This is a genomic window from Micromonospora sp. NBC_01638 (genome assembly GCF_045209745.1).
Lineage (GTDB): Bacteria > Actinomycetota > Actinomycetes > Mycobacteriales > Micromonosporaceae > Micromonospora.
Genome location: NZ_CP109273.1, coordinates 5,095,356 through 5,120,257, shown reverse-complemented (window position 1 = coordinate 5,120,257; position 24,902 = coordinate 5,095,356). Strand labels below are relative to the sequence as shown.

Below are 24,902 nucleotides of genomic sequence, written 5' to 3'. Positions count from 1 at the left end.
GATGATGCTCCTTGGTGCGGGGTGGGGCGGCGACGCCGGGTCACACAGCGCTGGCCGTGTCGTTGATGAGGCTCCGCAGCTCGCGCTTGAGGACCTTGCCCGACGGGTTGCGCGGCAGCGCAGCGGTGAGCTCAAGGAACTCGGGCAGCTTGAACTTGGCGACTCCCATGGCATTGAGGTGAGCGATCAGCTCCGAGAGCTCGGGCGGGTCGTCGGCGTCGCGGGGCACCACGAAGACGCAGGTGCGCTCGCCCAGGCGCGCGTCCTTGCGCCCGACGGCGGCGACCTCTCCCACCTTGGGGTGCGAGATCAGGAGGGACTCGATCTCGGCCGCGGAGATGTTCACGCCCCCGCGGATGATCAGATCCTTCTTGCGGTCGACGTGGACCAGCATGTCCGGCTCCTCGGTGGACAGCTCGAACACGTCGCCGGAGCAGTAGTATCCGTCCTCGTCGAAGGGATCCTCGACCTGGTTGAGATATCCGGAGAACAGGTTGGGCGATCTGACCCGGAGCTCGCCCGGAATCCCCGGCTCGTTGATCTGCGCGCCGGTTTCGAGGTCAACGAGCTTGATCCGGGTGGCCCGGCCCAGCCGGGTGCGCCAGGCGAACCGAGCGCTGCCCGGCAGCGGGATGGAGCGCCCGCGCACGGCCGGGTCGGGCACCGTGTCCCGGTCAGATGTCAGCTGCATGCCCTCTGTTGCGCCGAAGAAGTTGATCACCTCGACGCCATGGTCCTTCTCCAGCCGCTCGATGACCCATCCGCTGATCGGGGCCGACCCCGAGCCCAGCGCACGCAACGAGGTCAGGTCGTACTTGGAGAACAGGTCGCTGGTGACCATGTCGTTGAGGGTGGTCGGCGCGACCACGCTGTAGACCACGCGCTCCTGCTCGATCTGCTCGGCGAACACCTGGAGATCGAACGGCTGATGCTGCACGAGGGTGCAGCCGGTGAGCAGCCAGGGAAGGAAGATCCCCGAGATGCTGCCGGCGTTCACCATCGGCATCGGATTGAGGATCGTGTCCTCGTAGGTGAGGTTGGGTGACTGCGCCAGGGAGAAGGCGGCCACCATCGAGTCGCCCGACGCCCGCGGCACCCCCTTGGGGACACCGGTAGTGCCGGAGGTGAAGATGATGAGGACGCAGTCGTTGGGGTGCTGCTCGAGTCCGTCGACGTAGTCTCGGTAGTCGGCAGCCGGCTCCTCGTCACCGAGCACCCGGTCCAAGTCCACGGGCACGCCGTCGCCGTCGCTCCCGGCGTGCCACACGAAGACGGCGGCGCCGCCGACCTCCCGGGCGACCTCGGTGATGTCGGGCTGGAGGTCCCGCCCCCCGAAGCCGGTGGTGGTGACCAGGGCGTTGACCTCGGCGATCTCCGCCAGCTGCCGGATCTCGTGCCGCCGGTAGGGCATCGGATAGGGCGACAGGATGCCGCCGAGCCGGTTGATGGCCAGGTAGGTGATGATCAGCTCGACGGAGTTGGGGAGTTGGACACCGACCCGGTCGCCTTCGCGGATGCCGTGCCGGAACATGACCTCGGCCGCGCGATCGACGGCCCGGTCGAGCTGGTGCCAGGTCAGCCGCCTGGGGTCCTGCCCCATGAACGCCCTCTTGTTGGAAGCGTCGACGACGGCCGTGCGCTCGCCGTGCTCCGCCACGTTGCGACGGAAGCGGTCGGCCCACGTGTCGCCGGTCCACCAGCCGTCGGCGAGGAACTGCTCGACGGCCTCCGTACTGAAGAGCCTCACCTCGGCGCCCCTCAGACCCGGACCGCGTGGAGCGGGTTGTCGGCGGTGTCCCATCCGGCGATGGCCGAGCCCGGCGCCCAGGTCGAGTGGGTGCCACTGCTGATTCGCTCAGGCAGCCTGATCCGCGCGACGGGACCGGCGGTGACGTCCTGGGCGTCGTAGACCAGGCACTCGGACCGGTCGTTGACCAGGTCGGTCGTGAGAGTGACGACGTAGGCGTCGTCCTCACTGGTCGAGCCGACCTTGGGGGCGACCGCGGTCTCGCTCGCGAACACGCCCTTGGGGAACTTCACCTTCTCGATGGACCCCGTGACGTCGTCCTGCTTCACGAAGCCGTTGAACAGGAACATGCCGGGCTCGCGGAGCGCCGAGTAGGAGTAGCGGTGGCGACGGCCCACGTGGCGGCCATTGATCATGCCGAACTCGCAGAGCACGTCGCTGACGTCGTACTCCTGCGTTTCGCCGGTGCGCAGGTTCAATCTCCACCGGTGCAGCCGGGGATCCTTTTGATCCATGCCCAGGAAGCGGAAGATTGCTTCGTAGCCGCTGGCGCCGGGGCGCGGGGTGGGCGCCGGATTCATCTGGTAGTAGCCCTCGAGCACGATCCAGTCGCCGTCCTCGTAGGCGTTGAGCCAGTGGAGGACGTAGGTGGGCTTGAATTCGAACCAGCGCAGGTCGGCGGTCTTGCCGTGCCGGGGCATGACCCCGATCCGAGTCGGGGTGTCCCGGAAGAACCGCACGGCGTGCTTGCCGTGCTTGAGCGCCTCAGGATCCCAGAAGAGTGGGCAGTCGTTGAGGATCGAGTAGTTCTCGGTGATCGCCATGTCGTGGCTCAGCCGCGGACCGGGCAGCGGGATGTCGCAGTAGTTGACGAGATTGTTGTTCTCGTCCACCACGCCGTAGTGCATGTACGGCGCCTCGACGCCGTAGTTGAAGAACATCATCTCGTTGGTGTGCTCGTCGACCTTCGGGTGCGCCGAGATGCCGTCCTTGGGGGGAAGTGCACCATGGAAGTCCTGCTTGCCGAGGGCCTCCAGGGTCGTGCCGCTGAGGCGGTAGAGGTCGCCACACTGGTAGAAGGTGGTGAGCACGTCGCCGTTGTGGACGACCACATCGGTGCTGGAGGAGTCCTTGAGCATCCCGCGGGCTCCCCAGCCGTAGTCGACCTTGGTCAGCGACGGGTGCTCGGCGAGACCGGCCCACAGCGCCTCCCCGGCCTTCATCTCGGCCAGCAGGCCGTCGGTGCGGACGAAGCGGTTGCGGTAGAACGCGCGCCCGTCACGGAAGCCGACGATGTGCAGCATCCCGTCGCCGTCGAACGGGTGGTACATCTTCATCGAGGCGTAGAGCGGGTTCTCGGTGTTACGGATGTAGGCACCGTCGAGGTCGGTGGGGATCTCTCCCTCGACCTCCATGTCGACGGCGTTCCACTCCGCGGTCTGCGGCGTCCACGCTCCCGTGCGGTAGGGGTGGTCGTCCTCCTCAGGTAGGTTGGTCACGTAGCGGTTGACCAGTTCGAGTTCCAAGGGGTTTCTCCTCAGATTCCTGCTGCGTCGCCACCGGAAACGACCCAGGCCACCGTGGTGGCGGTGCTGCCGCCGAAGTTGAGCGCCCCCACGCGGGAGGCGTTGTCGATCTGATAGTCACCGGCCTGGCCGGTCACCTGCTTGAAGCAGTCGAGCATCATGCGGACGCCGGTGGCCCCGACCGGGTGACCGCCGCCGATCAGTCCGCCGCTGGGGTTGAACGGGATGCGGCCGTCCTTCTCGAGGTCGCCGTTCTCGATCGCCTTCCAGCTCTCGCCGGGCTCGGTCACCCCGTAGTGGTCGATGGCCGCGTACTCGCTCATGGAGAAGCAGTCGTGCGTCTCCACGAGGTCGAGTTCTTCCACCCCCGCGATGCTGGCGCGCTTGAAGGAGCCCTGGATGGCGGTGTGTACATGCGGGAGCACATGGGGCGCGCCGGCGCTCCGCTCAAGCTTCTGCTTCAGGTCCAGGCTGACCGTGGTGTGGCCCCAGCCCGAGATCAGGGCGCGGGGGCGGGCCGCCACGTCCTGGTGTGCGCGCAAGAAGCGGTCGCTGACCAGGATCACCGCGGCGCCGCCGTCGGTCATGTTGCTGCAGTCGGTCCGCCGCAGCCGGCCCTCGACCACCGGGTTGGCCACGTCGTCCTCGGTGAAGCTCTTCGGCGTCAGGTCCCATCCGCGCGTCTGGGCGTTGGGGTTACTCCGGGCGTTACGCAGGTTGAGCTCGCCGATGGCCCGCAGGTGCGCGTTGTCGATCCCGTAACGCCGGTCGTACTCGTCGGCGACAGAGGAGAACATGTAGGGCCACATGTAGGTGGCGTCCTCGCCCTCGTGGCCGATCCAGGCTGCGGCGCCGAGGTGGCGCGCGCCGGTCGCGGTGTCCGTGGTCTTCTCGATCTCGATGCCCAGCACCAGGGCGACGTCGTAGCGGCCGGCCTCGAGCTCGGCGGTGGCCGAGAGCAGGGCCATCGACCCGGAGGCACACGCGGCCTCGTGGCGGGATGCGGGGATCCCCCACAGGCGCGGGTCCACGGTCGCCGGCATGGCTCCCAGCTGGCCCTGGCCGGTGAACAGCTGTCCGAAAGCGTTTCCCACGTGCAGCGACTGGACCAGCGCGGGGTCGAGCCGGGTGGCGTCGAAGACCCCGTCGAGCAGCTCGGCGGTGAGGGTGGACAGCTCACCGCCCTCCCGCGTCAGGTTGCGGGCAAAGTCTGACTGGTAACCACCAAGGACCCAGACGGACCCGGTCATCAGATCACCTCCTCGATTGATTATTCCTACGAATTATGAAGCAGCAGACGGAGTCGCCGGTCGCTGCTTGAACGAGGGCTCTTCCCACCACGGGTAGGCCGACGGCGCGTCATCCGGGAGCCGGCCCGGAAACTCGGGCGACCTCTTCTCGAGGAAGGCGGCGATGCCTTCGGCCACGTCCGCCGACTGCCCGAGGGCAAAGTTGATCTTGGAATCCACGCGGTGGGCGTCCATCGGGTGCTGCGAACCGGCAAAGCGCCACAGCATCTGCCGGATCATGCCGACCGCGACCGCAGCGGTGTTGTCGGCGATCTCGCGGGCCTTGGCGTACGCCGCGGGCAGCAGGTCCTCGGGTGCGTGAACGCTGCTGAGCAGACCTGCCTCCAGCGCCTCCTGCGCCGACACCAGCCGTCCGGTGAAGCACCAGTCGGCCGCCGTGGACAGGCCGACCCTCTTCGGCAGGAACCACGTGGCGCACGCCTCGGGCACCAGGCCTCGACGGGCGAACACGAACCCGATGCGCGCCGTCTCCGCAGCCATCAGGATGTCCATCGGGAGCAGCATGGTGGCGCCGAGACCGGCGGCGACACCGTTGATCGCCCCGATCACCGGCTTGGTGCTGGAGAAGATCTGGAGGGTGATCTGGCCACCCCCGTCGCGGAACTCCTCGACGTTGTCCGCCCAGCCACGAGCCTGGGGATCGAAGGTCTTGGTCCCGCCGGAGACATCCGCGCCCGCGCAGTAGGCCTTGCCGCTGCCGGTCACCACGATGACACGCACTTCGGGATCTCGATCAGCGCGGGCGAAGGCCTCGATGAGCTCCTCCCGCATTGGCGAGGTGATGGCATTCATCTTGTCGGGCCGATTCAGCGTGATGGTGAGGATCCCGTCCTCGACGCTGTAGCCGATCATCTCGAAGGTCATGAGTCTCCCCGGGGTCTGGCCGGCACGGCCGCGTTCGATCACTATGAGTTGCGAAGTCAGGGGTGTCAACCCCCGCTGGTCACGCAGGGCGTCGGAGGGCAAGCCGACCAGCCGCCGTACGCCGACAGGGAGCTCGAGGTAGACCTGATCGCCGTCGACAACAAGCAGCCTCGGGTCGGTCAGACCGGAAGGCCCGAGCTCAGTCGGACGAGGGCGGCCCGGTAGTCCTCGACTAGTTTGTCGACCACGTCGGCCACGGGCTCGACCGAGCGGATCACCGAGATCCCCTGTCCGGCCGCCCAGATGTCCTTCCAGCGCTTGTGGCCCTCGCCCGTGCCGTACCTGCGCCTCTCCGGCGGAACCAGGTTGTCCGGGTCCAGGCCGTTGGCGACCAGGCTGGGCCGCAGCCAGGACGCGTTCGTGCCGGTGATCCCGTTGCTGACGATGAGGTCGTCCGCGCCGTGGCCTACGACCATCTGCTTGTAGGCCTCCGGGGCCATGCTCTCCTTCGTGGCCAGGAAGCGGGTGCCGACGTAGACCAGGTCGGCACCGGAGGCGACAGCACCGGCAACGCCGTAGCCGTCAGCGATGCCGCCGCCGACCGCGACGATCCCGTCGAAGAACTCCCGCACCGCCGACACAAAGGCGAACGGCGACAGGTGACCCGTGTGGCCACCAGCGCCTGCCGACACGCAGGCCAGTCCGTCGGCCCCGGCCTGCACGGCTTTGTGCGCCAACTTGAGGTTGACCACGTCGGCGATCACCGTGCCGCCATACCCCTTGACCACCTCCATCACCGGACGCGGTGAGCCGAGCGCGGTGATGACGACAGGGGGCTTGTGCTCCGCCACCAGCTCCAGGTCGCCGACCAGCCGGGAGTTGCTGCTGTGGGTGACGAGGTTGACGGCCCATGGTTTCTGCGTCCCGCCGTCGGTCAGGGCGTCACTGATGGTCCCCAGCCAGCGATCCAGTTCCTCGGGGGTTCGGCAGTTCGGGGCCGGAAAGGATCCCAGCACACCTGCCTTGCTGGCCTCGATCACCAACTCCGGTCCGGAGATGAGGAACATGGGGGCGGCGACGACCGGCAACCGGAGGCCGTGGAGAACGGGATAAGTCATGAGGTCTACTCGTCTCTAAGGAGGGCTGAGTCAGGGGCGCGGAGTACACCGGCACCGCGTGTTCGGCGATCAGCGTCGCGGACAACTCGGCGTCCGCCACCGCCGCCCGCATGCCTGCGAACCAGTTCCGCAACGCGGCGAGGTCGAGGCCGGGCAGGTCCATCCCGCTCCGTTCACGGCGATGTCCCGCATCACAAGCCGCCGGTGAGGAGCGGGCCGCCGTCGACGACGAGCAACTGTGCGGCGACCCAGGCGGCCTCGCCGGAGAGCTGGAATGCGACCACGCTGCCGATGTCCTGCGGCGCGCCGAGTCGCTTGAGAAGGTACGCCTCGGCGACCTCGTCCTCACGGCCCTCGCAGCGGGCAGCCGCGAACCTGGTCTTGACGACTGCACCAGCAGGTCGGCGGCGCTGCCGAAGTTGTCGATCCCACGCTTGACCGTCTCGACCTGGTGGTCGACATCGTCGGCGTGGCCAGGCGACACCGACCGCGTGATCGATTCCGCCAAGCTCAGCGACCGCCCGGTCGATCGCCTTTTGGTTGCGGCCGGTGACGACGACCCGGGCGCCATCGAAGACGAGCTGACGCGCGATGGCCATGCCGATGCCCCGGCTGGTGCCAGTGGCGAGAGCGGTTCCGCCTTCGAACCTGCGGGTCACGGGATCTCCTCAAGTTCTGCTGCCGCTCTCGCGAGGCGGGGCTGAGGGCGGACGCTTCAGCGCCGCGAGCCCTTTGCCGGACGCCGTAACTTCGTAATACGAAGCGTGTCTTCAGCGCGCCACACCGGTCAAGGCCCGATGGTGTGGGCAAGGTCACAGCCACGGAGTCGCTGGAGCACCTCAGCCCTACGGCAGTTCCCGCTCCCGACAGCGTGACGACGGACGCATGGAGGGGGCGATCGCCCGGCCGGACCGCGACTGGCCCAGGCGGGCGGTGCGATCGGCCCGCGCCCGGCCGGGGAGGCGATGGCGATGCCGTTCGACCTGGATTCGCCGGTGCGGCACGTCAAGGCCCAGCACGGCACTCAAGCCTCGGCGCCCACCATCCGCAGGGCGAGCTCGCAGTAGTGGTCGGCCACATCGCCAGGGCTCCAGCGGCCGTCGTCGCGGTACCAGCGGGCCACGTCGATCCCGAGGGAGAGCAGCGCGAGCGCAGTCATCGGTGGATCGGGGGTGGTGAAGGCGCCGGTTCGCACGCCAGCCTCGATCACACGCCGCATCCCGGCGTCGATGTCCCTGCGGATCGCGCTGATCTCTCGCAGGTGTTCCGGGGTGAGCGCATGCAGCTCGTAGTTGACGATGCGCGCGCTCGTGTGACTGATCGCGTGGTGGCGTACGAAGTCTCGAACCAGGGTGATGAGCTGCTCCCTCGGATCGTCGGAGGCGGCGATGGCGTCCTGGACCAGCTGCAGTGTCTCCTCGTGCCCTGCGCGGGAGAGCAGGTAAAGCAGGTCCTCCTTGGACCTGTGGTGCACGTAGAGGGCGGCAGGGCTCATCCCGGCGGCTGCGGCGATGTCCCGGGTGGTGGTGCCATGGAAGCCCTTGGCCGCGAACGCCTCGATCGCGGCGGCCATGAGCCGGGCACGAGCAGTGTCCGCCCGTCCGCTCGGCGCGGTGCCATCGGCGGGGTGGGGGCCCTGTGTGATCCGACTCATAACCTTCCTTCTTGGTGCGGGGTGTTGACGGCGATGCCGTGACTGCGCCAGGGTAAGCAATCGCTTAGCTCCTAAGCAAACGCTTAGCCCGGTGCTGTCGAAGGAACACCCCATGCCAGAAGCAGTCATTGTCTCCACCGCCCGCTCGCCGATCGGCCGCGCCACCAAAGGCTCCCTGACCCAGATGCGGCCTGACGACCTCGCTATGCAGATGGTCCAGGCGGCGCTGGCGAAGGTGCCGCAACTGGATACCGCGGACATCGACGATCTGATCCTTGGCTGCGGCCAGCCCGGGGGCGAGTCCGGGTTCAACATGGGCCGGGTTGTGGCGGTGCTGGCCGGGATGGACCACGTGCCTGGCACCACCGTGAACCGATACTGCTCGTCGAGTCTGCAGACCACGCGGATGGCGATGCACGCGATCCGGGCCGGCGAGGGCGACGTGTTCATCTCCGCCGGTGTCGAGACGGTGAGCCGTTTCATCAAGGGCAGCGCCGACAATTTGCCTGACACCAGGAACCCGCTTTATGCCCAGGCGAAGACCCGTACCGAGAAGTTCGCCGGCGGCGGCCAGACCTGGGCGGACCCGCGGACCGGGGGTGAGCTGCCGGATATCTACATCACGATGGGGCAGACCGCAGAAAACGTCGCCCAGTTCAAGGGTGTGACCCGCGAGGAGCAGGACGCGTTCGGGGTCCGTAGCCAGAACCTGGCCGAGCAGGCGATCGCAAACGGTTTCTGGGCGCGCGACATCACCCCGGTGACGCTGCCGGATGGCTCGACCGTCTCGAAGGACGACGGCCCGCGGGCGGGTGTGACGCTGGAGAAGGTCGCCCAGCTCGAGCCGGTGTTCCGACCGGACGGCACGGTGACCGCCGGCAACTGCTGCCCGCTCAACGACGGGGCGGCCGCCGTGATCATCATGTCCGACACCAAGGCCGCCGAACTCGGGCTCACCCCACTGGCCCGGATCGTCTCCACCGGCGTCAGCGCCCTGTCGCCGGAAATTATGGGGCTGGGCCCGGTCGAGGCGTCGAAGCGGGCGCTGGCCCGCGCAGGGATGAGCATCGGCGACATCGACCTGGTCGAAATCAACGAGGCCTTCGCCGCGCAGGTGATCCCCTCCGCCCGAGACCTCGGCATCGACTTCGACAAGCTCAATGTCAACGGAGGCGCGATCGCGGTCGGCCACCCATTCGGGATGACCGGGGCCCGGATCACCAGCACGCTGATCAATTCGCTGCAGTTCCACGACAAGCAGTTCGGCCTGGAAACGATGTGTGTTGGCGGCGGCCAGGGCATGGCCATGGTGCTGGAGAGGCTGTCCTGATGGGCAACAGGTTCGAGGGCAAGGTCGCCATCATCACCGGAGCCAGCCGCGGCATCGGCCTCGGCGTCGCCGAACGGCTCGTCGCCGACGGTGCGAAGGTGTGCATCACGGCCCGCAGGCAGGAAGCGCTCGACGCGGCGGTGCAGTCGCTCGGCGGGCCGGAGAACGCCATCGCGGTCGCCGGCAAGGGCGACGACGTGGACCACCAGCGCGACGCGATCACCAGGACGATCGAGACGTTCGGCAGCGTCGACATGCTGGTGAACAACACCGGCATCAACCCGGTCTACGGGCCCATGGTCGACCTCGACCTCGACGCCGCGCGAAAGATCTTCGAGGTGAACTGCCTGGCCGCGCTGTCGTGGGTGCAGCAGGCCCACCGGGCCTGGATGGGTGAGCACGGCGGGTCGGTCGTGAACGTCTCCTCGGTCGCCGGATTGAAACCGGCCCCGGGAATCGGGTTCTACGGAGCCAGCAAGGCGATGCTCGCGCACATCACCGCCGAGCTTGCGGTGGAACTCGGGCCACGGATCCGGGTCAACGGTGTGGCTCCCGCGGTGGTGAAGACCAGGTTCGCGACCGCGTTGTACGAGGGCAAGGAGGACGAGGTCGCCTCCGCGTACCCCCTCAGGCGGCTCGGTGTTCCGGACGACGTCGGTGGTGCGATCGCCTTCCTGCTCTCCGACGACGCCGCCTGGGTCACCGGGCAGATCCTGGTCGTTGACGGTGGACTCACCCTGACCGGAGGAGTGTGACCGTGGCGGGCGCCGACGCCAGCGACAGGGGTGTGGCGGTAAGCCGGCCAAGGAGGAGCAGATGACGTACGACGAGCGTGTGAGCGCCGCTGCGGTGGTCTTCGACTACGGCGGCGTCCTCACCAACCCGGTGCGTGACTCGATCGCGGCCTGGCTGCAGCGGGACGGGATCGACCCGGCGTCGTTCTCCAGGGCGTTGAAGGCGTGGATGTCCCGCTCGGCGCCCGAGGGTACACCGATCCACCGTCTGGAGACCGGTGAGCTTGCCGCCGCGCAGTTCGATTCCTTGTTCGCCGCGGAGCTGGTCGCCACCAACGGTGGACCGGTCGCCCCCGACGGGCTGCTGCAGGCACTGTTCGCCGAGATGCGACCGGACCCGTTGATGTTCGACCTCGTCGAAGAGCTCAAGTCCGCCGGCGTGCGGGTCGCCCTGTTGTCCAACAGTTGGGGCAACACCTACCCGCGGGAGCGGATCGACGCGTTGTTCGACCCGGTGGTCATCTCCGGCGAGGTCGGGATGCGTAAACCGAACCCGGACATCTTCGCGCACACCCTGAAACTGCTCGATGTCGAACCCGGTGCGGCGGTGTTCATCGACGACGCCGTCGCGAACATTGAGGGCGCAGGGCGGGCAGGCCTGCGCACGATCCTGCACGTCGACGTCCACACCACACGAACGCAGCTTGCTCGGCACGTTCTGAGTCTGTGAACACACACCCATCCCCCCAATTTGAGGAGATTCCGTGACCGCGACCCGTCGTACCGCCATCGTCACCGGAGCCGCCCGCGGCATCGGCGCCGCCGTCGCCAGACGGCTGAGCCGGGACGGCTTCGCCGTGGCCGTGCTCGACCTGGACGAGTCGGCCGGCAAGCCGGTCGTCGAGACGATCGAGGCCGCCGGTGGCAAGGCCCTCGCGGTCGGTGTTGACGTCGCCGACGAGCAGGCCGTCAACCAGGCCGTCGCGCGGGTGGCCGAGGAACTCGGCGCGCCGACCGTGCTGGTGAACAACGCCGGCATCACCCGCGACAACCTGCTGTTCAAGATGACCGCCGCCGACTGGGACGCGGTGATGAACGTGCACCTGCGCGGTTCGTTCCTGATGAGCAGGGCAACCCAGCAGTACATGACCCAGGCCAGGTGGGGCCGGATCGTCAACCTGTCCAGCGTCTCCGCGCTCGGTAACCGCGGGCAGGCGAACTACTCCGCCGCCAAGGCCGGGCTGCAAGGTTTCACCAAGACGCTGGCGATCGAGCTCGGGAAGTTCGGGGTCACCGTGAACGCGATCGCGCCCGGCTTCATCGAGACCGAGATGACCGCAGGCACCGCGGCCCGGGTCGGTGTCCCGTTCGAGGACTTCAAGGCCGCTGCTGCCGCGCAGATCCCGGTTGGCCGCGTCGGTCAGCCCGACGACATCGCCGCCACTGTCTCCTTCTTCGCGCGCGAGGACGCGTCGTTCGTCTCCGGTCAGGTCATCTACGTCGCTGGCGGACCACGCGACTGAAATGCCGTGACCGCACGTTTGCGGCTCTTCGCGCTCATGACGGCACATGTACGGACATCACCCCTCTCGCAGGAGTAGGCAATGCAGAGATTCCACGGGCTCGACGAGTTCGAGCAGGCGGTCGGAGCCCATCTCGGCTACAGCGAATGGCACACCGTCACCCAGCAGCAGATCGACCTGTTCGCCGAGGCAACGGGTGACCACCAGTGGATCCACGTCGACCAGGACAGGGCCGCGTCCGGGCCGTTCGGGGCGACCATCGCCCACGGCTACCTGACCCTGTCGCTGGTACCGAAGCTGGTCGGGGAGATCTACAAGGTAGACGGGTTGAGAATGGGCGTGAACTACGGGTCGAACAAGGTCCGGTTCCCGTCGCCGGTTCCGGTGGGCTCCAAAATCCGCGCCGGCGCCGAGCTTGTCGCGCTCACCCAGGGCGCCAACGGGGCACAGGCAACAGTCCGGGTGACCATCGAGCGGGATGGCGGCGACAAGCCTGTGTGCGTGGCCGAGACCGTCTCAGTGCTGGCGCACTGACCGTGGGTGAAAAGGTGGATCCAGCCGGCCGCGAACTCGCCGGCGACGACCTCGCAGCGGGCAACCCTCCGGGACTCGACCTGGCCAAGCTCGAGGCGTTCCTCCAGCGCACCGGCACGGCTGCGAGTGGGAAGCCGTTGCGGGCACGGGTGATCGCGGGTGGCAAGTCCAACCTCACCTACGAGGTCACCGACGGCAGCAGCTGGTGGATCGTACGTCGGCCGCCGCTCGGTCACGTCCTCGCGACCGCCCACGACATGACCCGCGAGTACCGGGTGATCAGCGCGCTGCAGGGCACCGACGTGCCGGTACCGCAAACGTTCGCGCTGTGTGAGGACCCGGACGTGGTCGGCGCTCCGTTCTACGTGATGCAGCGGGTGGACGGTACGCCGTACCGCCACGCCGTACAGCTGCGACCACTAGGCGTGGAACGCGTCAACGCCATCTCCACCCGGATGGTCGACGCCCTCGCTGCGCTGCACCGCGTCGACCCCGCCGCCATCGGCCTCAGCGACTTCGGCCGCCCGGACGGCTTCCTCACCCGTCAGGTCCGACGCTGGCGCAAACAGCTCGACGCCTCCCGCAGCCGGGACCTCGCCGGCGCCGAACAGTTGCACGCGCTGCTGGAGGCCAACATGCCGACGGCCGGGTCGGCGCCCGCCATCGTGCACGGCGACTACCGGCTGGACAACCTGCTGGTCGACCGCGACGACCAGATTGCCGCGGTGATCGACTGGGAGATGGCCACCATCGGGGATCCGCTCACCGACGTCGCGCTGCTGCTTGTCTATCAACGGATGCCCGCGCTCGACGGCGGGTACGTCGTCACCGACGCCTGCACCGCCCCGGGCTTCATCACCGACACCGAGATCCTCCGTTGCTATGCCGCAGCCAGCGGACGGGACCTGTCGCGGCTGGGCTTTCATCTCGCACTCGCCTACTTCAAGATCGCCGTGATCCTCGAAGGCATCCACTACCGCCACACCCACGGGCAGACCGTCGGCCAGGGGTTCGAAACCATCGGCACCATCGTTGAGCCCCTGATCGCCGCCGGACTCACCTCGCTGAAGGAGCACAACTGATGGACTTCGCGTTCGATCCCAGAACCGAAGAGCTGCGCGAGAAGCTGCTCGCGTTCATGGATGAGAAGATCCACCCAGCCGAACCGGTGTTCGCCGAGCAACTCGCGGCCCTACACGATCCCTGGGCCTGGTCCACCGTCCCGGTCCTGAGGCAGTTGCGGGCCGAGGCCCGCGTCCGAGGCTTGTGGAACCTCTTCCTGCCCGGCGAGCACGGCGTCGGCCTGACCAACCTGCAGTACGCTCCCCTCGCCGAGATCACCGGGCGCAGCGGCCACCTCGCGCCGGCCGCCCTGAACTGCGCCGCCCCGGACACCGGCAACATGGAGGTTCTCTCCACGTTCGGCACCGACCAGCAAAAGAAGCAATGGCTGCAACCGCTGCTCGCCGGCGAGATCCGCTCGTCGTTCGCGATGACCGAACCCGACGTCGCATCCTCCGACGCCACCAACATCGCCACCCGCATCGATCGCGACGGCGACGACTACGTCATCAACGGCCGCAAATGGTGGATCACCGGGGCGATGAACCCCGAGGCGAAGATCTTCATCGTGATGGGCAAGACCGACCCGTCGGCCGAGCGACACCGCCAGCAGAGCCAGATCCTCGTCCCGCGCGACACCCCCGGCCTGACGATCAAACGCGGCATGCAGGTGTTCGGATACGACGACCGCGACCACGGAGGCCACGCGGAACTCGAGTTCACCGACGTACGAGTCCCCGCCTCGAACCTCATCGGTGGCGAGGGGGACGGGTTCGCCATCGCCCAGGCACGACTCGGCCCCGGCCGCATCCACCACTGCATGCGATCGATCGGCGTCGCCGAACGCGCCATCGAGCTGATGTGCGCCCGCGCCTCTGATCGGGTCGCGTTCGGGAAGCCGCTCGCCGAACAGGGTGTCGTCCGGGACTGGATCGCAGAGTCGCGGGTGCGGGTGGAGCAGCTGCGGCTACTCGTACTCAAGGCCGCCTGGTTGATGGACACCGTCGGGAACAAGGGCGCGCACACCGAGATCCAGGCAATCAAGATAGCGGCGCCGAAGACCGTCGAGTGGATCCTGGACAAGGCCATCCAGGTACACGGCGCCGGCGGACTGAGCCAGGACTTCCCGCTGGCCGCATCGTTCGCCGGGATCCGCACCCTGCGGTTCGCCGACGGCCCAGACGAAGTACACAAGAACGCGCTAGCTCGCAACGAGCTCAAGCGCCAAGCGAAGGCGAGAAGCGCATGAGTGCCGACGCGACCATCGATTCGAGGTCCGAGGCGACCTGAAGACCCGGGTCGAGGAACTGCTCGCGAAGAACAATCAGGCAAGCACCGACCGGCCGGACTTCCTGCGCGCCCGTTTCGACGCCGGCCTGGCCCGGGTGCACTTCCCCGACGGGCTCGGCGGGCTAGGCGTCCACGGCGATCGCCCGCCTGCCCGCAGATGGTGTGGCCACGGTCCGGCGGGCGAGCCAGCCGCTGATGACCGCGCTGAGCAGGTCCGGGTCCACGGCCTGCAACAACCGGCGGACCATCGCCTCCGACGGGCGCCGGTCCGGGGCGATACCCAGCGCGAGCGCGGTCGCAGCGGGCACGTCGGCAATCCACTCGGCAATCGCCGTGTAGGAGCGGTAACCAGCCACCACGGCACAGACGGCCGCCGTCACCACGACCACCAGCCGGTGCCGCACACCCCGACGGGCACGAGGATCCGGCAGACCCGCCAGAGCCGCGGGCAACCCAGCAACGGCTTCGGGCACGGTGACCGCCGGTGCATCGGACAAGGACGAGATCAGCGATGATGGCAGGGCGGGCATGACTCACTTCGGACGATCGACAAGGCGTAGGAACCTCGATGATCATCTGAACCGGTCATGCCCGCCCTGCTACCACCAGCGCAGGCGCGTCTACACCAACCCCATCAAGCCGGGCACCTCGCGACTTTGCCGGGGCCCTGCCCCACCCGCGGCGTCCGCCCTGGTCAGACAGCTAATGGCGGCTGCCGTACTACGCGGTATCTACACCGCCCCGGCGATCGACGCGGCGAGCATGCGCTTCGAGGAGTTCACCGAAACCTGGGGCACCAAGTATCCAGCGGTGATCCGCTTGTGGCGGACCAGTTGGGAACGGTTCACCCCGTTCCTCGCCTTCGACGTGGAGATCCGCAAGCTGATCAACACCACCAACATGATCGAGTCGTTGAACAGCCGATTCCGGCAAGCCACCCGCCTGCGAGGCCACTTCACCACCGAGCAAGCCGCGATGAAAGTCCTCTACCTCGTCGTCACCGAGAAACGACGAGCCGGCCAGAACATCGCCGCCCGAATCCCCGCCTGGGGACAAGTCCTCAACGCCCTCGCCGAGCAGTACAGCGACCGGATCAACGACAACTAAAAACATCGATCACATCAAGATCCACCCACAAAAGTCCGGACAGGCCCCAACTTAACAAAGCACTACTAAGCATGACGGGAAATCGTGGGGATTTTGGAAGTACCTTGTTCCACGGGCTCTCGTGACGCGACCTGGCGACGGATGACGTCGACCAGTTCGGCAACTGTGGCCACAGTGGATGCGCGGGGGTCGTTCAAGAGGTTGACGCTGAAGCGAGCCTCCAGCGCGATCAACAGTTCCAGCGCGGTCAGCGAATCGATGTCCAGGTCCTGTACCAAGTGGTCCTCCGGTCGCAGTTCCCGGCGGACCCGCTTGATCTCCAGGTAGATCGCATCGAGTGCCGACATGACGTCAGCCTCGGTCACCGGGACGGCATGTGTGGTCATGTCCTTCACCTTTCGGAGGTTGATGGCTGGGCGCGGAAGGCGTACGTCCTCATCCGAGGTCCACTAGTTCGTCGTAGCCAACGAAATCGGGAATCATGCCGCTGGCCACTAACTCCCACATCATTTCGTCGGTACCGGCACCGATTCGGCCCAGCCTGGTGTCCCGCCACATTCGGCCGAGCGGAGTTTCGTCCTCGAGGTAACCGGCACCGCCGAACAGGTGCATGCACTCGCTCATCGCCTCTTCCGCAAAACGCGTGGCGGTGACTTTGAGCGCGGCGGTCTCCCGAGGTCCACAGGCGCCGGTGACAGGTATGCCCTGCGCCGCCGAGTAGACGGCGAACCGCAACGACAGCAGCCGTGCGGACAGGTCGGCCAGCCGCAACCGGAGCGCCTGGTGCTGGAGCAACGGCCGGCCGAACTGTTCCCGCCTGTGCAGATGTGCGGTGGCGAGGCCGGTGGCCGCGGCAACCCCGCCGACGGTTTGCCCGGCGATGGACAGCCGCTCGTGGCTCAGCCCCCAGGTCGCCACGAGGAGACCCGCGCCGGGCCGACCGACGAGTGCCTCGTCCGGCACCCTGGCGTCGATCGTCATCCAGGTGGTGTCCAGTGCCGCGGTACCGACCTTGCGCAGCCGTTTGCGGATCGACAACGCCGAGGCGGGTACGGCGAACACGCCGAGGCCGCCGTTGGCTTCGCCACTATCATCCTCGATCCGGCACAGCAGCAGCGCGAAGTCGCATACCAGGCCCAGCGACAGGTACCTCTTCTCACCTGTCACCCGCCAGCCGCCGGGCACCCGCCGGGCGGCGGTGCGCATGCCGGTGAGGTCGGAACCGCCGGTCGGCTCGGAGGCCCCGAAGCAACCGACAAGCCTCCCGTCGAGGAGCCCGTCGAGATATTCCTGCAACAGCGGTGAGGCGCCATAGCGGACGAGGATCGAACCGACCGTCTCCAGGCAGAGACTCACTCCGACCGACAGGCCCGCATGACCGTACCGGCCGCTCTCCTCCGCAATGATCACACCGAGGCCGGCGTCACCGAAGGGGCCCGGGTGCCAGCGTTGCCGCAACAACCGACTGCGCCCGAGGTCAGCAAGCACCTCGCGCGGAAACACGCCGCGCTCGTCGGCCGCCGCGTGCGGGGCGAAAGCGGCGCCTATCGACTCCGCGGCTCGTGCCCGGGCGGCGTCCACGCGAGGGCCGAAGGGACCATCCGCGAACAGCGGCCGGTCCGGCGCCTCGCCGGTCAAGGAGATGGCGGCGGGGGCGCTAGCGTGCGACGGGCTCACGGCCTGCCTCCCGGTTCTGCATGTCGGTGTCGGTGTCGGCGCGGATCGGCGCCGGAGGGTCGCCGAGCCACTCTCCGGTCAACTGCCCGGCGAGGTGACGGCGCCACAGCAGACGCCGGCGGGGCTTGCCGCTGGAGGTCAAGGGGATGGTGCCGCGCCTGGCCCGCAGGATCAGCACCCGGACGGCGGACCCGGTGAAGGCACGGACCGCCTCGACGACCACGTCGAGCTGGTCACCCAGCTCCCGCTCCACCACCACAAGCAACGTCGGCCGGCCGTCGACGATGCCGCCGGCCACGGCGAGGTTGCGGGGCGCGATTCCGGTACGGACGCGCAGATCCAGCTCCACGTCCTCGACGAAGATGCTGCGCCCACGGAGTTTGACACTGTCCCCGAGGCGGCCGACGACGTACAGGTCACCGTCGTGGAAGAAGCCGGCGTCGCCCGTGCGCAGCCACCCCCCGACCAGTCGGGTGCCGTCCCGCGACGTGGCGTCGGCGTAGCCGACGGTTACCGAAGGGCCCTGTACGGAGATCTCCCCGAACACACCGTCCGGCTGGGGCTGCCCGTCCTCATCGACCACTTCCACCCGCAGGCCTTCGAGCGGGCGACCGCAGCTCACCTGCCAGGCCCACGGCTCAGACACCAGGTCGGTGGTGAGGACCGCCTTCCCGGTCACCTCGACCTTGTCATCCAGGCTCCGACCCGGAGCGTTGGTGCGGACCATCCGCACCGGTTCGTGTCGGGGTACGCCGGTGACCGCGAGGGTACCTTCGGCGAGCCCGTAGGCGGGGGTCAGCGCGCGGCTGTCGAAGCCGTGCGGTTGCAGCAGCGCGGCGAATCGCGCCAGCGCCGCCGGGTTGATCCGTTCGGCCCCGCTGACCACCGACGTGACGCCCGAGAAGTCGAGCCCGACCAGATCGTCCGGGGCGACCCGGTCGACGACACGCTCGAAGCCGAAGTTCGGCATGAAGATCTGGGCGTACCGGCCACCGCCGTACTCGGCGAGCCAGCCCCGCGTGTCGCGGACGAACTGCTCGGGCCGCATCATCGCGTGTTCCGTCTGCAGGGTCACCAGTGTCAGCAGCCCACCGATGAGACCCATGTCGTGATAGAGCGGCAGCCAGGAGACCCCGCCGCGGTCCGTGATGCCCTGCCAGCGCTGGATCATCCGGAGATTCGCGGCCAGGTTGTCGACGGTGATCCGCACGCCCTGCGGGCGTCCCAGCGAACCCGACGTGAACTGGAGGACGGCCAGTTCCCCGTGCGCACGCGGTACCGCCCCGGCGTCGCCGTAGCTCGGCGCCAGTACGGTGGTCTCCTGGCCGGCCTGGTGGACGCCGGCCAGCAACGCGTCGCGGTGGTCGTCCGACGCGATCGCGAACCGAGGTCGCACCGCAGCGGCGATCGCCCGCAGTTGCGTCCCGTAGCCCGCCGTGTCCTGCAGCGCGGCGGGCAGTGGCAGCACCGACGGGGTGGCGCCGATGGCGAGGAGTCCGAAGAAGCAGGCGACGAAGTCCGGGCCGGACGGCAGCACCAGCGGTACCACCTCGTCGCGGCGTACCCCGGCGTCGGCCAGGGCGGCGCCGGCGCGCAACGCGCGCTCCGCCAGATCCTCGTAGGTATGGCGCGACCAGTCCCGTCCATCCACGTGGAACCGCACGCCACGCTCTGTCGACGGAGCGTCAAGCCAACCGAGAAGCAGTTCCCGGCTGACGGCAAGGCTGCTCATCTAGGTTCGTCCTTTCAGGGTTCATGACCGGCGCGTCAAACGCATCGGCAGCCGTCGACCTGGGCGAAGGGTGGCGCTGGCCCTTGGGCGGGGCAGCCCGGCGGTCAGCTCCAGCCGGTAGCGTTGGGTCATCATCGCGAGCACCAGCACCGCCTCCAGCTGCGCGAAGCCGGCGCCGATGCAGGCACGCCTGCCGCTGCCGAACGGGATGTGGGCGTAGCGGTCGCGGTCGGCGACGGACAGGAAGCGGGTGGGGTCGTAGCGCTCGGGGTCGGGCCAGATGGCGGGGTTGCGGTGCACCAGGTATGCGGGCACCGCGACGGTGCTGCCCACGGGGATCGGTATCCCCTCGATCACGTCGGACCGCACGGCTTCCCGCTCGGTGGTCCACACCGGTGGGTACAACCGCCACGCCTCGTTCACGACGGCCGTGGTCCAACTGAGCTTCTCCACGTCGGCGGCCTGTGGCTCGCGGCCGGCGAGGACCGCGTCCACCTCATGTTCCAAACGGTCCCGAACGGCCGGGTGGGCCGACAGCAGCGCCAGGCACCAGCTGAGAGTCGTCGCCGTCGTCTCGTGCCCGGCCAGCATGAACGTGGTCACCTCATCGCGGATCTCCGCATCGGTCAGTCGCGCCTGGCCCTCGTCACGCGCGGTGAGCAGGTGGTCCAGCAGGTCGGCCGGTCCATCGACGGTGGGCGTCGCCCGCCGCTCGGCGATGAGCTGGCGCACCGGCCTGTCGATCGCGGCGAGCGGTCCGCCGAAGCGTCCGCTGGCCGCCTGGATCGCCCGGGTGCTGCGCGGCCCCCAGAGGAACGGCAGGTAGGTGCCGATCGCGACGGCGGGCAGCAGGAACGTGAGGGCGTGGGCGATCTCGCCGGTGCGGCCGGTCATGTCCGTGCTGAACAGAACTCGGCCGACGATGTCCAGGGCCAGCGCGTTGACCTCTCCGGACACCTCGATCTGCGTGCCGTCGCGATGTCGATCCCAGGAGTCCAGCATCCGCCGGGTCGCGTCGACGATCTGTGGTGCGAAGCCCGCGACATTGCGGCGGGTGAACACCGGTTGCAGCAGCCGGCGATGGCGGCGCCAGGTGTCGCCTTCACCGGACAGCAGCCCGGTGCCGAGCACTGCCCGCATCGACCGGTAGGTGAAGGCCTTGACGTAGTTGTCCTGATGGCGAGCCAGGACGTGTTCGGCGTGTCGGGGACTGCTCAGGATGAAGAGCCGGTGCCCCGAATAGAGGGGTAGCTCCACGGCATCGCCGTACCTGGCCAACGACCGCAACGTCGCCAGCGGCCGGAAGACGAGCCCGGCCACCGTCGCCGGCGTGGCGGCGGCACTCGGGCCGGGGGCGCCCACCGGGGCGCTCATCGCAGAGCCTTGGCGTAGCAGACGGTCTGCGGGTCATCGCGGTAGACCCCGTAGTTCGGGATCCGGGTGTATCCGGCCCGCTCGAAGAACCTCAACGCGGTGACCTGTTTGACGCCGGCGTCCAGTATCGCGCGCCGGCGTCCCGCGCGAACCGCCGCGCTCTCCACCGCCGTGAGGATGCTGTGGGCAGCGCCAAGCATCTGCAGGCCGGCCAGTTCCTCGACGACGTATGCGCGCTTGAGTTCGGCGTCGCCATCCTGGAAGCCCCATCTGCCGGCGTCCTTCGCGCGCCAACCACCACAGGCCACGGGACGGCCGTCGAGGTAGCCGACCAGGAAGAGACCGCGCGGTGGAAGGTACTCACCGGGATCCCCGTGCCGGGGGTCCTCCTCACCGTAAACCGCCAGGTAGTGGCGTTGCAGCAAGGACACCAGCGCGACGGCGTCCGGATGGTCGTAGGCTACGGCGCGCAGCTCCATGGCGGCCACGTCGCTCATCGATCGATGGGCGGTCATCGGATGATCCGGGAACGGGTGTCAGCGGTGGCGTAGATCCGGCGGAGATCCCGAATCAGATTCAGCCGCTTGAGCCAGCGGTCGGTTCCGTCATAACGGGCCCGGAACGGCGCCCGGCCGTGCACGACCTGGTAGTTGTCGATGAACAGCAGGTCGCCGGGGGCCAGCGCGATGGACTCGGTCGCAGCGCTCAGCTGCTCGTCCAGGTCCGCCATCGCTGCGGCTGCCTCGTCGTCGCCGTCCTCGACCGCGGTGAAGTCCGCGTCGAACCTCAGATACGGGTGCTCCGGGGGGCCGAAGATGATCGGGTCGAGCCCCGTACCGTCCGGGTCGGCGCGAAGACGTTCGGCGCAGGCGCCGCCCACGTGTGCGTCGTCCGGCAGGAACCGAAACCTGGAATCCTGAAGGATCTTCTGGAGTTTTTCGGGAAGACCGAGGGACCCGAGCCGGACGAACGTCGTCCGTACGGCGTCGGGGTTGCGCAGGCACAGCAGTGAGACATAGTCGCCGCGGCACGGATGGAACCCGTCCTCGGTGTGCAGCGACAGCGGTAACGCACTGGACGCGCTCGTCAGCGACTGTTCCATCGCCGGGGACGGACAGACATCGTGTACGAGCCGCCCGCCCTGCTGCGCCGCCCAGCCGAACGGCTCGCCGAGCGGCAGACCGCACAGCACCAGCAACAGCTCTTCCCGTCGACCGACGCCGGCCGCGGCCGTTGTCCAGTCGAGCGGCGTCGGCGGAAGGGCCTGGAGCGGAAGTCCGGATATCACGGACACGGGCGCCTCGTCCGCGCGAACCTGCCCCAGGAATTCCCGCACCCGCTCCGGCAGCCGTACGGCGTACGCGGGCGCCCGCTCGGCGAAGCTGAGCGGATCCGCTGACCGGTCGGTGGCGGTGAACGCGTCGACGAGCCGGCCGAGCGCGTCGCGCTCCACCTCCGTCAGCTGGAGCCGCCGTACCGGCGGGGCTTCGACTACCGATGAGGTATTCACCGCGCACCCGCCAGCGTCGCGTCCAGGCTGGCCCGCAGAGCCTTCTTGTCAGGCTTGCCAGCGGCGGTGAGCGGTATGTCGTCGACGAATGTGACCGCTGCCGGTGCACGTAGCACGCCGAGTTGGTCCGTGACGAGGGCTCGCAGTTGCTCCGCGTCGACGAGCTCCGCCTGGTTGCCTGGTCCCGTCGCGCCCATCGGACGGCCCGGTGCGCGTACGACGAACGCGTGGACCGCCTCACCCGTCTCGTCACTGGGCACGCCGACCACGGCCGCCTGCCGCACCTGCGGATGACCGGTCAGGACGGCCTCGATAGGCGCCGCGTGGCAGTTCCGGCCATTGATAATGATCATGTCCCGGAGCCGGCCGACCAGGTAGAGGTAACCGTCGTCGTCGAGGTAGCCGAGGTCCCCGGTGTGCAGTCGGCCATCCCGGATGACCTGGGCGGTCAGCTCCGGCTGGCGCCAGTACCCGGTCATCACCGACGCCGAGCGTACGCAGACCTCCCCCACCTCTCCCGGCGCCCGGTCGCGCCCCTTCGGGTCCACAATGGAGATCGTGCAGCCGGGCACCGGGCGGCCGACCGAAGCCAGCAGCTGTGGCCGGTCGGTCACCGCCGCCAGGTGATCCTCGGGCGTCAGGACGGTGACCGAGGTGACCTCGGTCTGCGCGTAACCCTGCAGGAAGATCGGGCCGAGCAGCTCGATCGCCTGGCGCAGTCGGCGGGGCGCGATGGGTGAGCTGCCATACACGACCAGGGCGAGGTCACTGCCTGGCCCGGTGGGCGCGGCGGGATGGTCGAGCAACTGGTAGAGCTGCGGCGGGTACAGGAAGGTGGCGACCGGACTCGAACGCCGTACGGCTGCCCAGAACGCGCCCGCGTCGAACACTTCGTGCAACTCCACCGCAATGCCGAGGACGAGCATCTGCACGGCGAGATCACCGACCGCGTAGGCGATGGAGGTGGCGGCGATGAACCGGAGTCCGTCCGGCAGCGGGAGGCCGGCCGCCATCCGGGCGCTGGCCTCGGACGCCGCCGCGAGGGCTGCGAAGGTGCACGCCACCCCCTTGGGGGTGCCGGTCGTTCCGCTGGTGTAGCAGATGCCGGCGACGTCGCCTTCCTCGGCCGCGACGGCGATCGGCGTTGCCGGCTGCGTCGCCGCCAGCGCCAGGAGGTCGGTCGTCGCCGCGGCCGGACCGAGCGCGAGAACGAGCCGCACGCCGGCGCGTTCCGCGACCAGCGGAACGGGCTGGTCCGGCGGGGTACCCCGGGGGTCGAACACGACGACGGCCGGGTCGGCGTCGGCGAGAATGTGTTCGAGATCCTCGGTCAGGGCATTGAGCTGTACGGCGACGTACCGGGCGCCCAGCACATGGCACGCGAACCGTAGGTACAGCGCCTCCGGGGTGTTGGTGACGAGGCAGACGACGCCGCTGCCGCGCTCTACTCCCTGTGTCCGCAGCGCCCGGGCCAGCCGGTAGGTGACGGCCAGCAGCTCGCGATATCCGATGCCCCGGTCCGCCGATACCAACGCGGTCCGGTCGCCGTACCGGTCGAACGCATCGATCATGCTCGTCACATAGCGCGCCGCGTTCATCGGTCACCTGCCGCGTCGCCGTCGCGGTCAAAATCCAGCGTCGGCACAAGCGGCGTACCGGCGTCGGCCCGGGTGTGGTCGCGTCCGTCCGCGATCATGGGGGATCTGTTTCGTCCGGCCGGTGCGTCCGGCACCCGCATCGGTGCCGATGCGGGCTCAATTGTGGACATTGAGCGTCCTCCCTACTAGTCGGTGGCAGAGCGCGCGGAACCCGGCCGGGGACATGGCGATGCGGCCGCCGTGGTACAGCCGCACGAGGCCGTGTATCAGGGCCCCGAAGGCCAGTGCCAGCTCCAGGAGATCGTCGCCGTCGCCGTCGCCGAAGCCCTGGTTCCGCAGCGCGTCGGTGACCAGGGACAGCGACGGCGAGCCGCCGTCGCGGAAGTCGTCGGGGAACCGACGTGCGCCCTCGCGCGGATCTGTGAAGACGAAGTCGTACAGCTTCGGCTGGCCGAGGGCGAAGTCGAGGTGATCGTCAAGATGGTCGGCAATGAGATTGCCGGGACCCGGTTGGCGGTCGGCCCACCGCTTCGAGATGTCGCCGAACGTCTCGTCGGCAACGCGCCGCAGCAGCGCCTCACGGTTGGCATAGTGGCGATAAATCGCCATCGGGGTGATTCCGGCCGCGGCAGCCACCCGGCGCATGGTCACCGCGGCGGGCCCCTCGGCGATGACGAGGTCGCGGGCAATGCCTACCAGGCGGTCGGCGGTCGTTCCCATGTCTACACCGTAGACATGGGAACGGTGTGGACAAGAGGCCAACCGGCCGCCCGAACGGCTACCCCATGCAGGCCGGGCCGGTCGGCGTTCCAACGAATTCGCTGGCTGAGAGCGTGTAGCGGCTCAGATGGTTTCCTGGTCACCGTCCCGGCGGCACAGGAGGCAACGCTGCGCTGTGCGTTCCTCGGCGTACGCGGCTGCGAGCTGCGGACGATCGCCGTGCCGGACCGGGTACCGGGCGGCGTGGACGATGGCCCGGCGTCGCGTCGAGGGCCACTCCGTCGTCGGACATCCGCAGCTTGTTGACGCTTACCGCCGCGCGGAGCTTCGGCCACGAGATCTTGCGGCCGCCGGGGATCAGTGCGAACAAGAAGCTTCCGTCGTGCCGCTTCACGACGAGCGACTTCACGATGTCGCCCGGCTCGACGCTGAGCAGATCGGCTACCTCTGCGAGACTCTGCGCCTCCGGATGCTCGACGATCTCAACGTCGA

At 68.4% G+C, this 24,902-nt stretch carries 25 protein-coding genes and 1 pseudogene; 9 read left to right on the top strand and 17 right to left on the bottom strand.

Features of this window, described 5'->3' with window-relative positions:
* Positions 1-40: 40 nt before the first annotated feature.
* From OG811_RS23955 to OG811_RS23930, 6 genes are all read right to left on the bottom strand, one after another.
* Complete coding sequence (locus OG811_RS23955) at positions 41-1,747, bottom strand: class I adenylate-forming enzyme family protein (protein WP_406068844.1); 1,707 nt, start codon at positions 1,745-1,747, stop codon at positions 41-43.
* 11 nt (positions 1,748-1,758) lie between these two features.
* Positions 1,759-3,273 carry a carotenoid oxygenase family protein gene (locus OG811_RS23950; RefSeq protein ID WP_406068842.1) on the bottom strand — a complete coding sequence of 505 codons (1,515 nt, stop codon included), beginning with the start codon at positions 3,271-3,273 and terminating at the stop codon, positions 1,759-1,761.
* An 11-nt stretch (positions 3,274-3,284) separates the two neighbouring features.
* Positions 3,285-4,523 carry an acetyl-CoA acetyltransferase gene (locus tag OG811_RS23945; protein ID WP_406068840.1) on the bottom strand — a complete coding sequence of 413 codons (1,239 nt, stop codon included), beginning with the start codon at positions 4,521-4,523 and terminating at the stop codon, positions 3,285-3,287.
* 33 nt (positions 4,524-4,556) lie between these two features.
* Entirely contained in the window at positions 4,557-5,549 is a 993-nt protein-coding gene (locus OG811_RS23940) for a crotonase/enoyl-CoA hydratase family protein (RefSeq protein ID WP_406068838.1), read from the bottom strand.
* A 77-nt stretch (positions 5,550-5,626) separates the two neighbouring features.
* Positions 5,627-6,565, bottom strand: coding sequence for an NAD(P)H-dependent flavin oxidoreductase (locus OG811_RS23935; protein WP_406068837.1), 939 nt, complete (start codon positions 6,563-6,565; stop codon positions 5,627-5,629).
* 191 nt (positions 6,566-6,756) lie between these two features.
* Positions 6,757-7,224: an SDR family oxidoreductase gene (locus OG811_RS23930; protein WP_406068835.1), complete on the bottom strand. Its 468-nt coding sequence runs from the start codon at positions 7,222-7,224 to the stop codon at positions 6,757-6,759.
* Positions 7,225-7,452: 228 nt separating this feature from the next.
* Here OG811_RS23930 and OG811_RS23925 point away from each other — a divergent pair.
* Positions 7,453-7,572 (top strand): annotated as a pseudogene (locus OG811_RS23925) (RNase III inhibitor); the annotation flags it as partial.
* 17 nt (positions 7,573-7,589) lie between these two features.
* On the opposite strand, the gene OG811_RS23920 reads toward OG811_RS23925, so the two are convergent.
* Positions 7,590-8,219 carry a TetR family transcriptional regulator gene (locus OG811_RS23920; RefSeq protein WP_406068834.1) on the bottom strand — a complete coding sequence of 210 codons (630 nt, stop codon included), beginning with the start codon at positions 8,217-8,219 and terminating at the stop codon, positions 7,590-7,592.
* 112 nt (positions 8,220-8,331) lie between these two features.
* Here OG811_RS23920 and OG811_RS23915 point away from each other — a divergent pair, with 112 nt between their 5' ends.
* The 7 genes from OG811_RS23915 (at position 8,332) to OG811_RS23885 (ending at position 14,651) form a co-directional block, all read left to right on the top strand.
* Positions 8,332-9,549, top strand: a complete 1,218-nt coding sequence (locus OG811_RS23915) for an acetyl-CoA C-acetyltransferase (protein ID WP_406075889.1) — start codon at positions 8,332-8,334, stop codon at positions 9,547-9,549.
* Positions 9,549-10,304 carry an SDR family oxidoreductase gene (locus OG811_RS23910; RefSeq protein ID WP_406068833.1) on the top strand — a complete coding sequence of 252 codons (756 nt, stop codon included), beginning with the start codon at positions 9,549-9,551 and terminating at the stop codon, positions 10,302-10,304. The genes OG811_RS23915 and OG811_RS23910 overlap by 1 nt, the downstream gene beginning before the upstream one ends.
* Positions 10,305-10,365: 61 nt before the next feature.
* Positions 10,366-11,013, top strand: a complete 648-nt coding sequence (locus OG811_RS23905; protein ID WP_406068831.1) for an HAD family hydrolase — start codon at positions 10,366-10,368, stop codon at positions 11,011-11,013.
* 34 nt (positions 11,014-11,047) lie between these two features.
* Positions 11,048-11,806 (top strand): 3-oxoacyl-ACP reductase FabG, encoded by a 759-nt coding sequence (gene fabG / locus OG811_RS23900; RefSeq protein ID WP_406068830.1) that lies wholly within the window; start codon positions 11,048-11,050, stop codon positions 11,804-11,806.
* 81 nt (positions 11,807-11,887) lie between these two features.
* The gene (locus OG811_RS23895) at positions 11,888-12,340 is read left to right on the top strand and encodes a MaoC family dehydratase (RefSeq protein ID WP_406068828.1); all 453 of its coding nucleotides are present in this window, start codon (positions 11,888-11,890) and stop codon (positions 12,338-12,340) included.
* Positions 12,341-12,354: 14 nt separating this feature from the next.
* On the top strand, positions 12,355-13,422 hold the full coding sequence (locus tag OG811_RS23890; RefSeq protein ID WP_406068826.1) for a phosphotransferase family protein: 1,068 nt from the start codon (positions 12,355-12,357) through the stop codon (positions 13,420-13,422).
* Positions 13,422-14,651 carry an acyl-CoA dehydrogenase family protein gene (locus tag OG811_RS23885; RefSeq protein ID WP_406068825.1) on the top strand — a complete coding sequence of 410 codons (1,230 nt, stop codon included), beginning with the start codon at positions 13,422-13,424 and terminating at the stop codon, positions 14,649-14,651. Before OG811_RS23890 ends, OG811_RS23885 begins: the two co-directional genes overlap by 1 nt.
* A gap of 163 nt (positions 14,652-14,814) precedes the next feature.
* Here the strand turns inward: OG811_RS23885 and OG811_RS23880 are convergent, their stop codons facing one another.
* A complete protein-coding gene (locus OG811_RS23880; RefSeq protein ID WP_406068823.1) occupies positions 14,815-15,189 on the bottom strand; it encodes a transposase family protein in 375 nt (124 codons plus the stop codon).
* Between the two features lie 208 nt (positions 15,190-15,397).
* Between OG811_RS23880 and OG811_RS23875 the strand changes: the two genes are divergently transcribed.
* Positions 15,398-15,799: a transposase gene (locus OG811_RS23875; protein WP_406068821.1), complete on the top strand. Its 402-nt coding sequence runs from the start codon at positions 15,398-15,400 to the stop codon at positions 15,797-15,799.
* Positions 15,800-15,864: 65 nt separating this feature from the next.
* Here OG811_RS23875 and OG811_RS23870 read toward each other — a convergent pair whose 3' ends face one another.
* The 9 genes from OG811_RS23870 to OG811_RS23830 all read right to left on the bottom strand — a co-directional run bounded on the left by OG811_RS23870 (position 15,865) and on the right by OG811_RS23830 (position 24,891).
* Positions 15,865-16,185: an acyl carrier protein gene (locus OG811_RS23870; protein WP_406075887.1), complete on the bottom strand. Its 321-nt coding sequence runs from the start codon at positions 16,183-16,185 to the stop codon at positions 15,865-15,867.
* A 49-nt stretch (positions 16,186-16,234) separates the two neighbouring features.
* Positions 16,235-17,476 (bottom strand): acyl-CoA dehydrogenase family protein, encoded by a 1,242-nt coding sequence (locus tag OG811_RS23865; RefSeq protein WP_406068819.1) that lies wholly within the window; start codon positions 17,474-17,476, stop codon positions 16,235-16,237.
* Entirely contained in the window at positions 17,457-19,208 is a 1,752-nt protein-coding gene (locus OG811_RS23860) for an AMP-binding protein (RefSeq protein ID WP_406068818.1), read from the bottom strand. The genes OG811_RS23865 and OG811_RS23860 overlap by 20 nt, the downstream gene beginning before the upstream one ends.
* Before the next feature lie 21 nt (positions 19,209-19,229).
* Positions 19,230-20,582 carry a cytochrome P450 gene (locus OG811_RS23855; RefSeq protein WP_406068817.1) on the bottom strand — a complete coding sequence of 451 codons (1,353 nt, stop codon included), beginning with the start codon at positions 20,580-20,582 and terminating at the stop codon, positions 19,230-19,232.
* A complete protein-coding gene (locus OG811_RS23850; RefSeq protein WP_406068815.1) occupies positions 20,579-21,097 on the bottom strand; it encodes a GNAT family N-acetyltransferase in 519 nt (172 codons plus the stop codon). The genes OG811_RS23855 and OG811_RS23850 overlap by 4 nt, the downstream gene beginning before the upstream one ends.
* The gene (locus OG811_RS23845) at positions 21,094-22,035 is read right to left on the bottom strand and encodes a TauD/TfdA family dioxygenase (RefSeq protein ID WP_406068814.1); all 942 of its coding nucleotides are present in this window, start codon (positions 22,033-22,035) and stop codon (positions 21,094-21,096) included. Before OG811_RS23845 ends, OG811_RS23850 begins: the two co-directional genes overlap by 4 nt.
* Positions 22,036-22,088: 53 nt before the next feature.
* Positions 22,089-23,690, bottom strand: coding sequence for an AMP-binding protein (locus OG811_RS23840; protein WP_406068812.1), 1,602 nt, complete (start codon positions 23,688-23,690; stop codon positions 22,089-22,091).
* 156 nt (positions 23,691-23,846) lie between these two features.
* Entirely contained in the window at positions 23,847-24,410 is a 564-nt protein-coding gene (locus tag OG811_RS23835) for a TetR/AcrR family transcriptional regulator (RefSeq protein ID WP_406068810.1), read from the bottom strand.
* 139 nt (positions 24,411-24,549) lie between these two features.
* Positions 24,550-24,891, bottom strand: coding sequence for a YbaK/EbsC family protein (locus tag OG811_RS23830; RefSeq protein WP_406075885.1), 342 nt, complete (start codon positions 24,889-24,891; stop codon positions 24,550-24,552).
* Between the last annotated feature and the right edge of the window lie 11 nt (positions 24,892-24,902).

Excerpts from the sequence above, each read along its gene's own strand:
- OG811_RS23945 (WP_406068840.1), bottom strand. The coding sequence starts at position 4,523 with ATGACCGGGTCCGTCTGGGTCCTTGGTGGTTACCAGTCAGACTTTGCC.
- OG811_RS23935 (WP_406068837.1), bottom strand. The coding sequence starts at position 6,565 with ATGACTTATCCCGTTCTCCACGGCCTCCGGTTGCCGGTCGTCGCCGCC.
- OG811_RS23920 (WP_406068834.1), bottom strand. The coding sequence starts at position 8,219 with ATGAGTCGGATCACACAGGGCCCCCACCCCGCCGATGGCACCGCGCCG.
- OG811_RS23915 (WP_406075889.1), top strand. The coding sequence starts at position 8,332 with ATGCCAGAAGCAGTCATTGTCTCCACCGCCCGCTCGCCGATCGGCCGC.
- OG811_RS23910 (WP_406068833.1), top strand. The coding sequence starts at position 9,549 with ATGGGCAACAGGTTCGAGGGCAAGGTCGCCATCATCACCGGAGCCAGC.
- OG811_RS23905 (WP_406068831.1), top strand. The coding sequence starts at position 10,366 with ATGACGTACGACGAGCGTGTGAGCGCCGCTGCGGTGGTCTTCGACTAC.
- OG811_RS23895 (WP_406068828.1), top strand. The coding sequence starts at position 11,888 with ATGCAGAGATTCCACGGGCTCGACGAGTTCGAGCAGGCGGTCGGAGCC.
- OG811_RS23885 (WP_406068825.1), top strand. The coding sequence starts at position 13,422 with ATGGACTTCGCGTTCGATCCCAGAACCGAAGAGCTGCGCGAGAAGCTG.
- OG811_RS23875 (WP_406068821.1), top strand. The coding sequence starts at position 15,398 with ATGGCGGCTGCCGTACTACGCGGTATCTACACCGCCCCGGCGATCGAC.
- OG811_RS23870 (WP_406075887.1), bottom strand. The coding sequence starts at position 16,185 with ATGACCACACATGCCGTCCCGGTGACCGAGGCTGACGTCATGTCGGCA.
- OG811_RS23860 (WP_406068818.1), bottom strand. The coding sequence starts at position 19,208 with ATGAGCAGCCTTGCCGTCAGCCGGGAACTGCTTCTCGGTTGGCTTGAC.
- OG811_RS23855 (WP_406068817.1), bottom strand. The coding sequence starts at position 20,582 with ATGAGCGCCCCGGTGGGCGCCCCCGGCCCGAGTGCCGCCGCCACGCCG.
- OG811_RS23850 (WP_406068815.1), bottom strand. The coding sequence starts at position 21,097 with ATGACCGCCCATCGATCGATGAGCGACGTGGCCGCCATGGAGCTGCGC.
- OG811_RS23840 (WP_406068812.1), bottom strand. The coding sequence starts at position 23,690 with ATGAACGCGGCGCGCTATGTGACGAGCATGATCGATGCGTTCGACCGG.
- OG811_RS23835 (WP_406068810.1), bottom strand. The coding sequence starts at position 24,410 with ATGGGAACGACCGCCGACCGCCTGGTAGGCATTGCCCGCGACCTCGTC.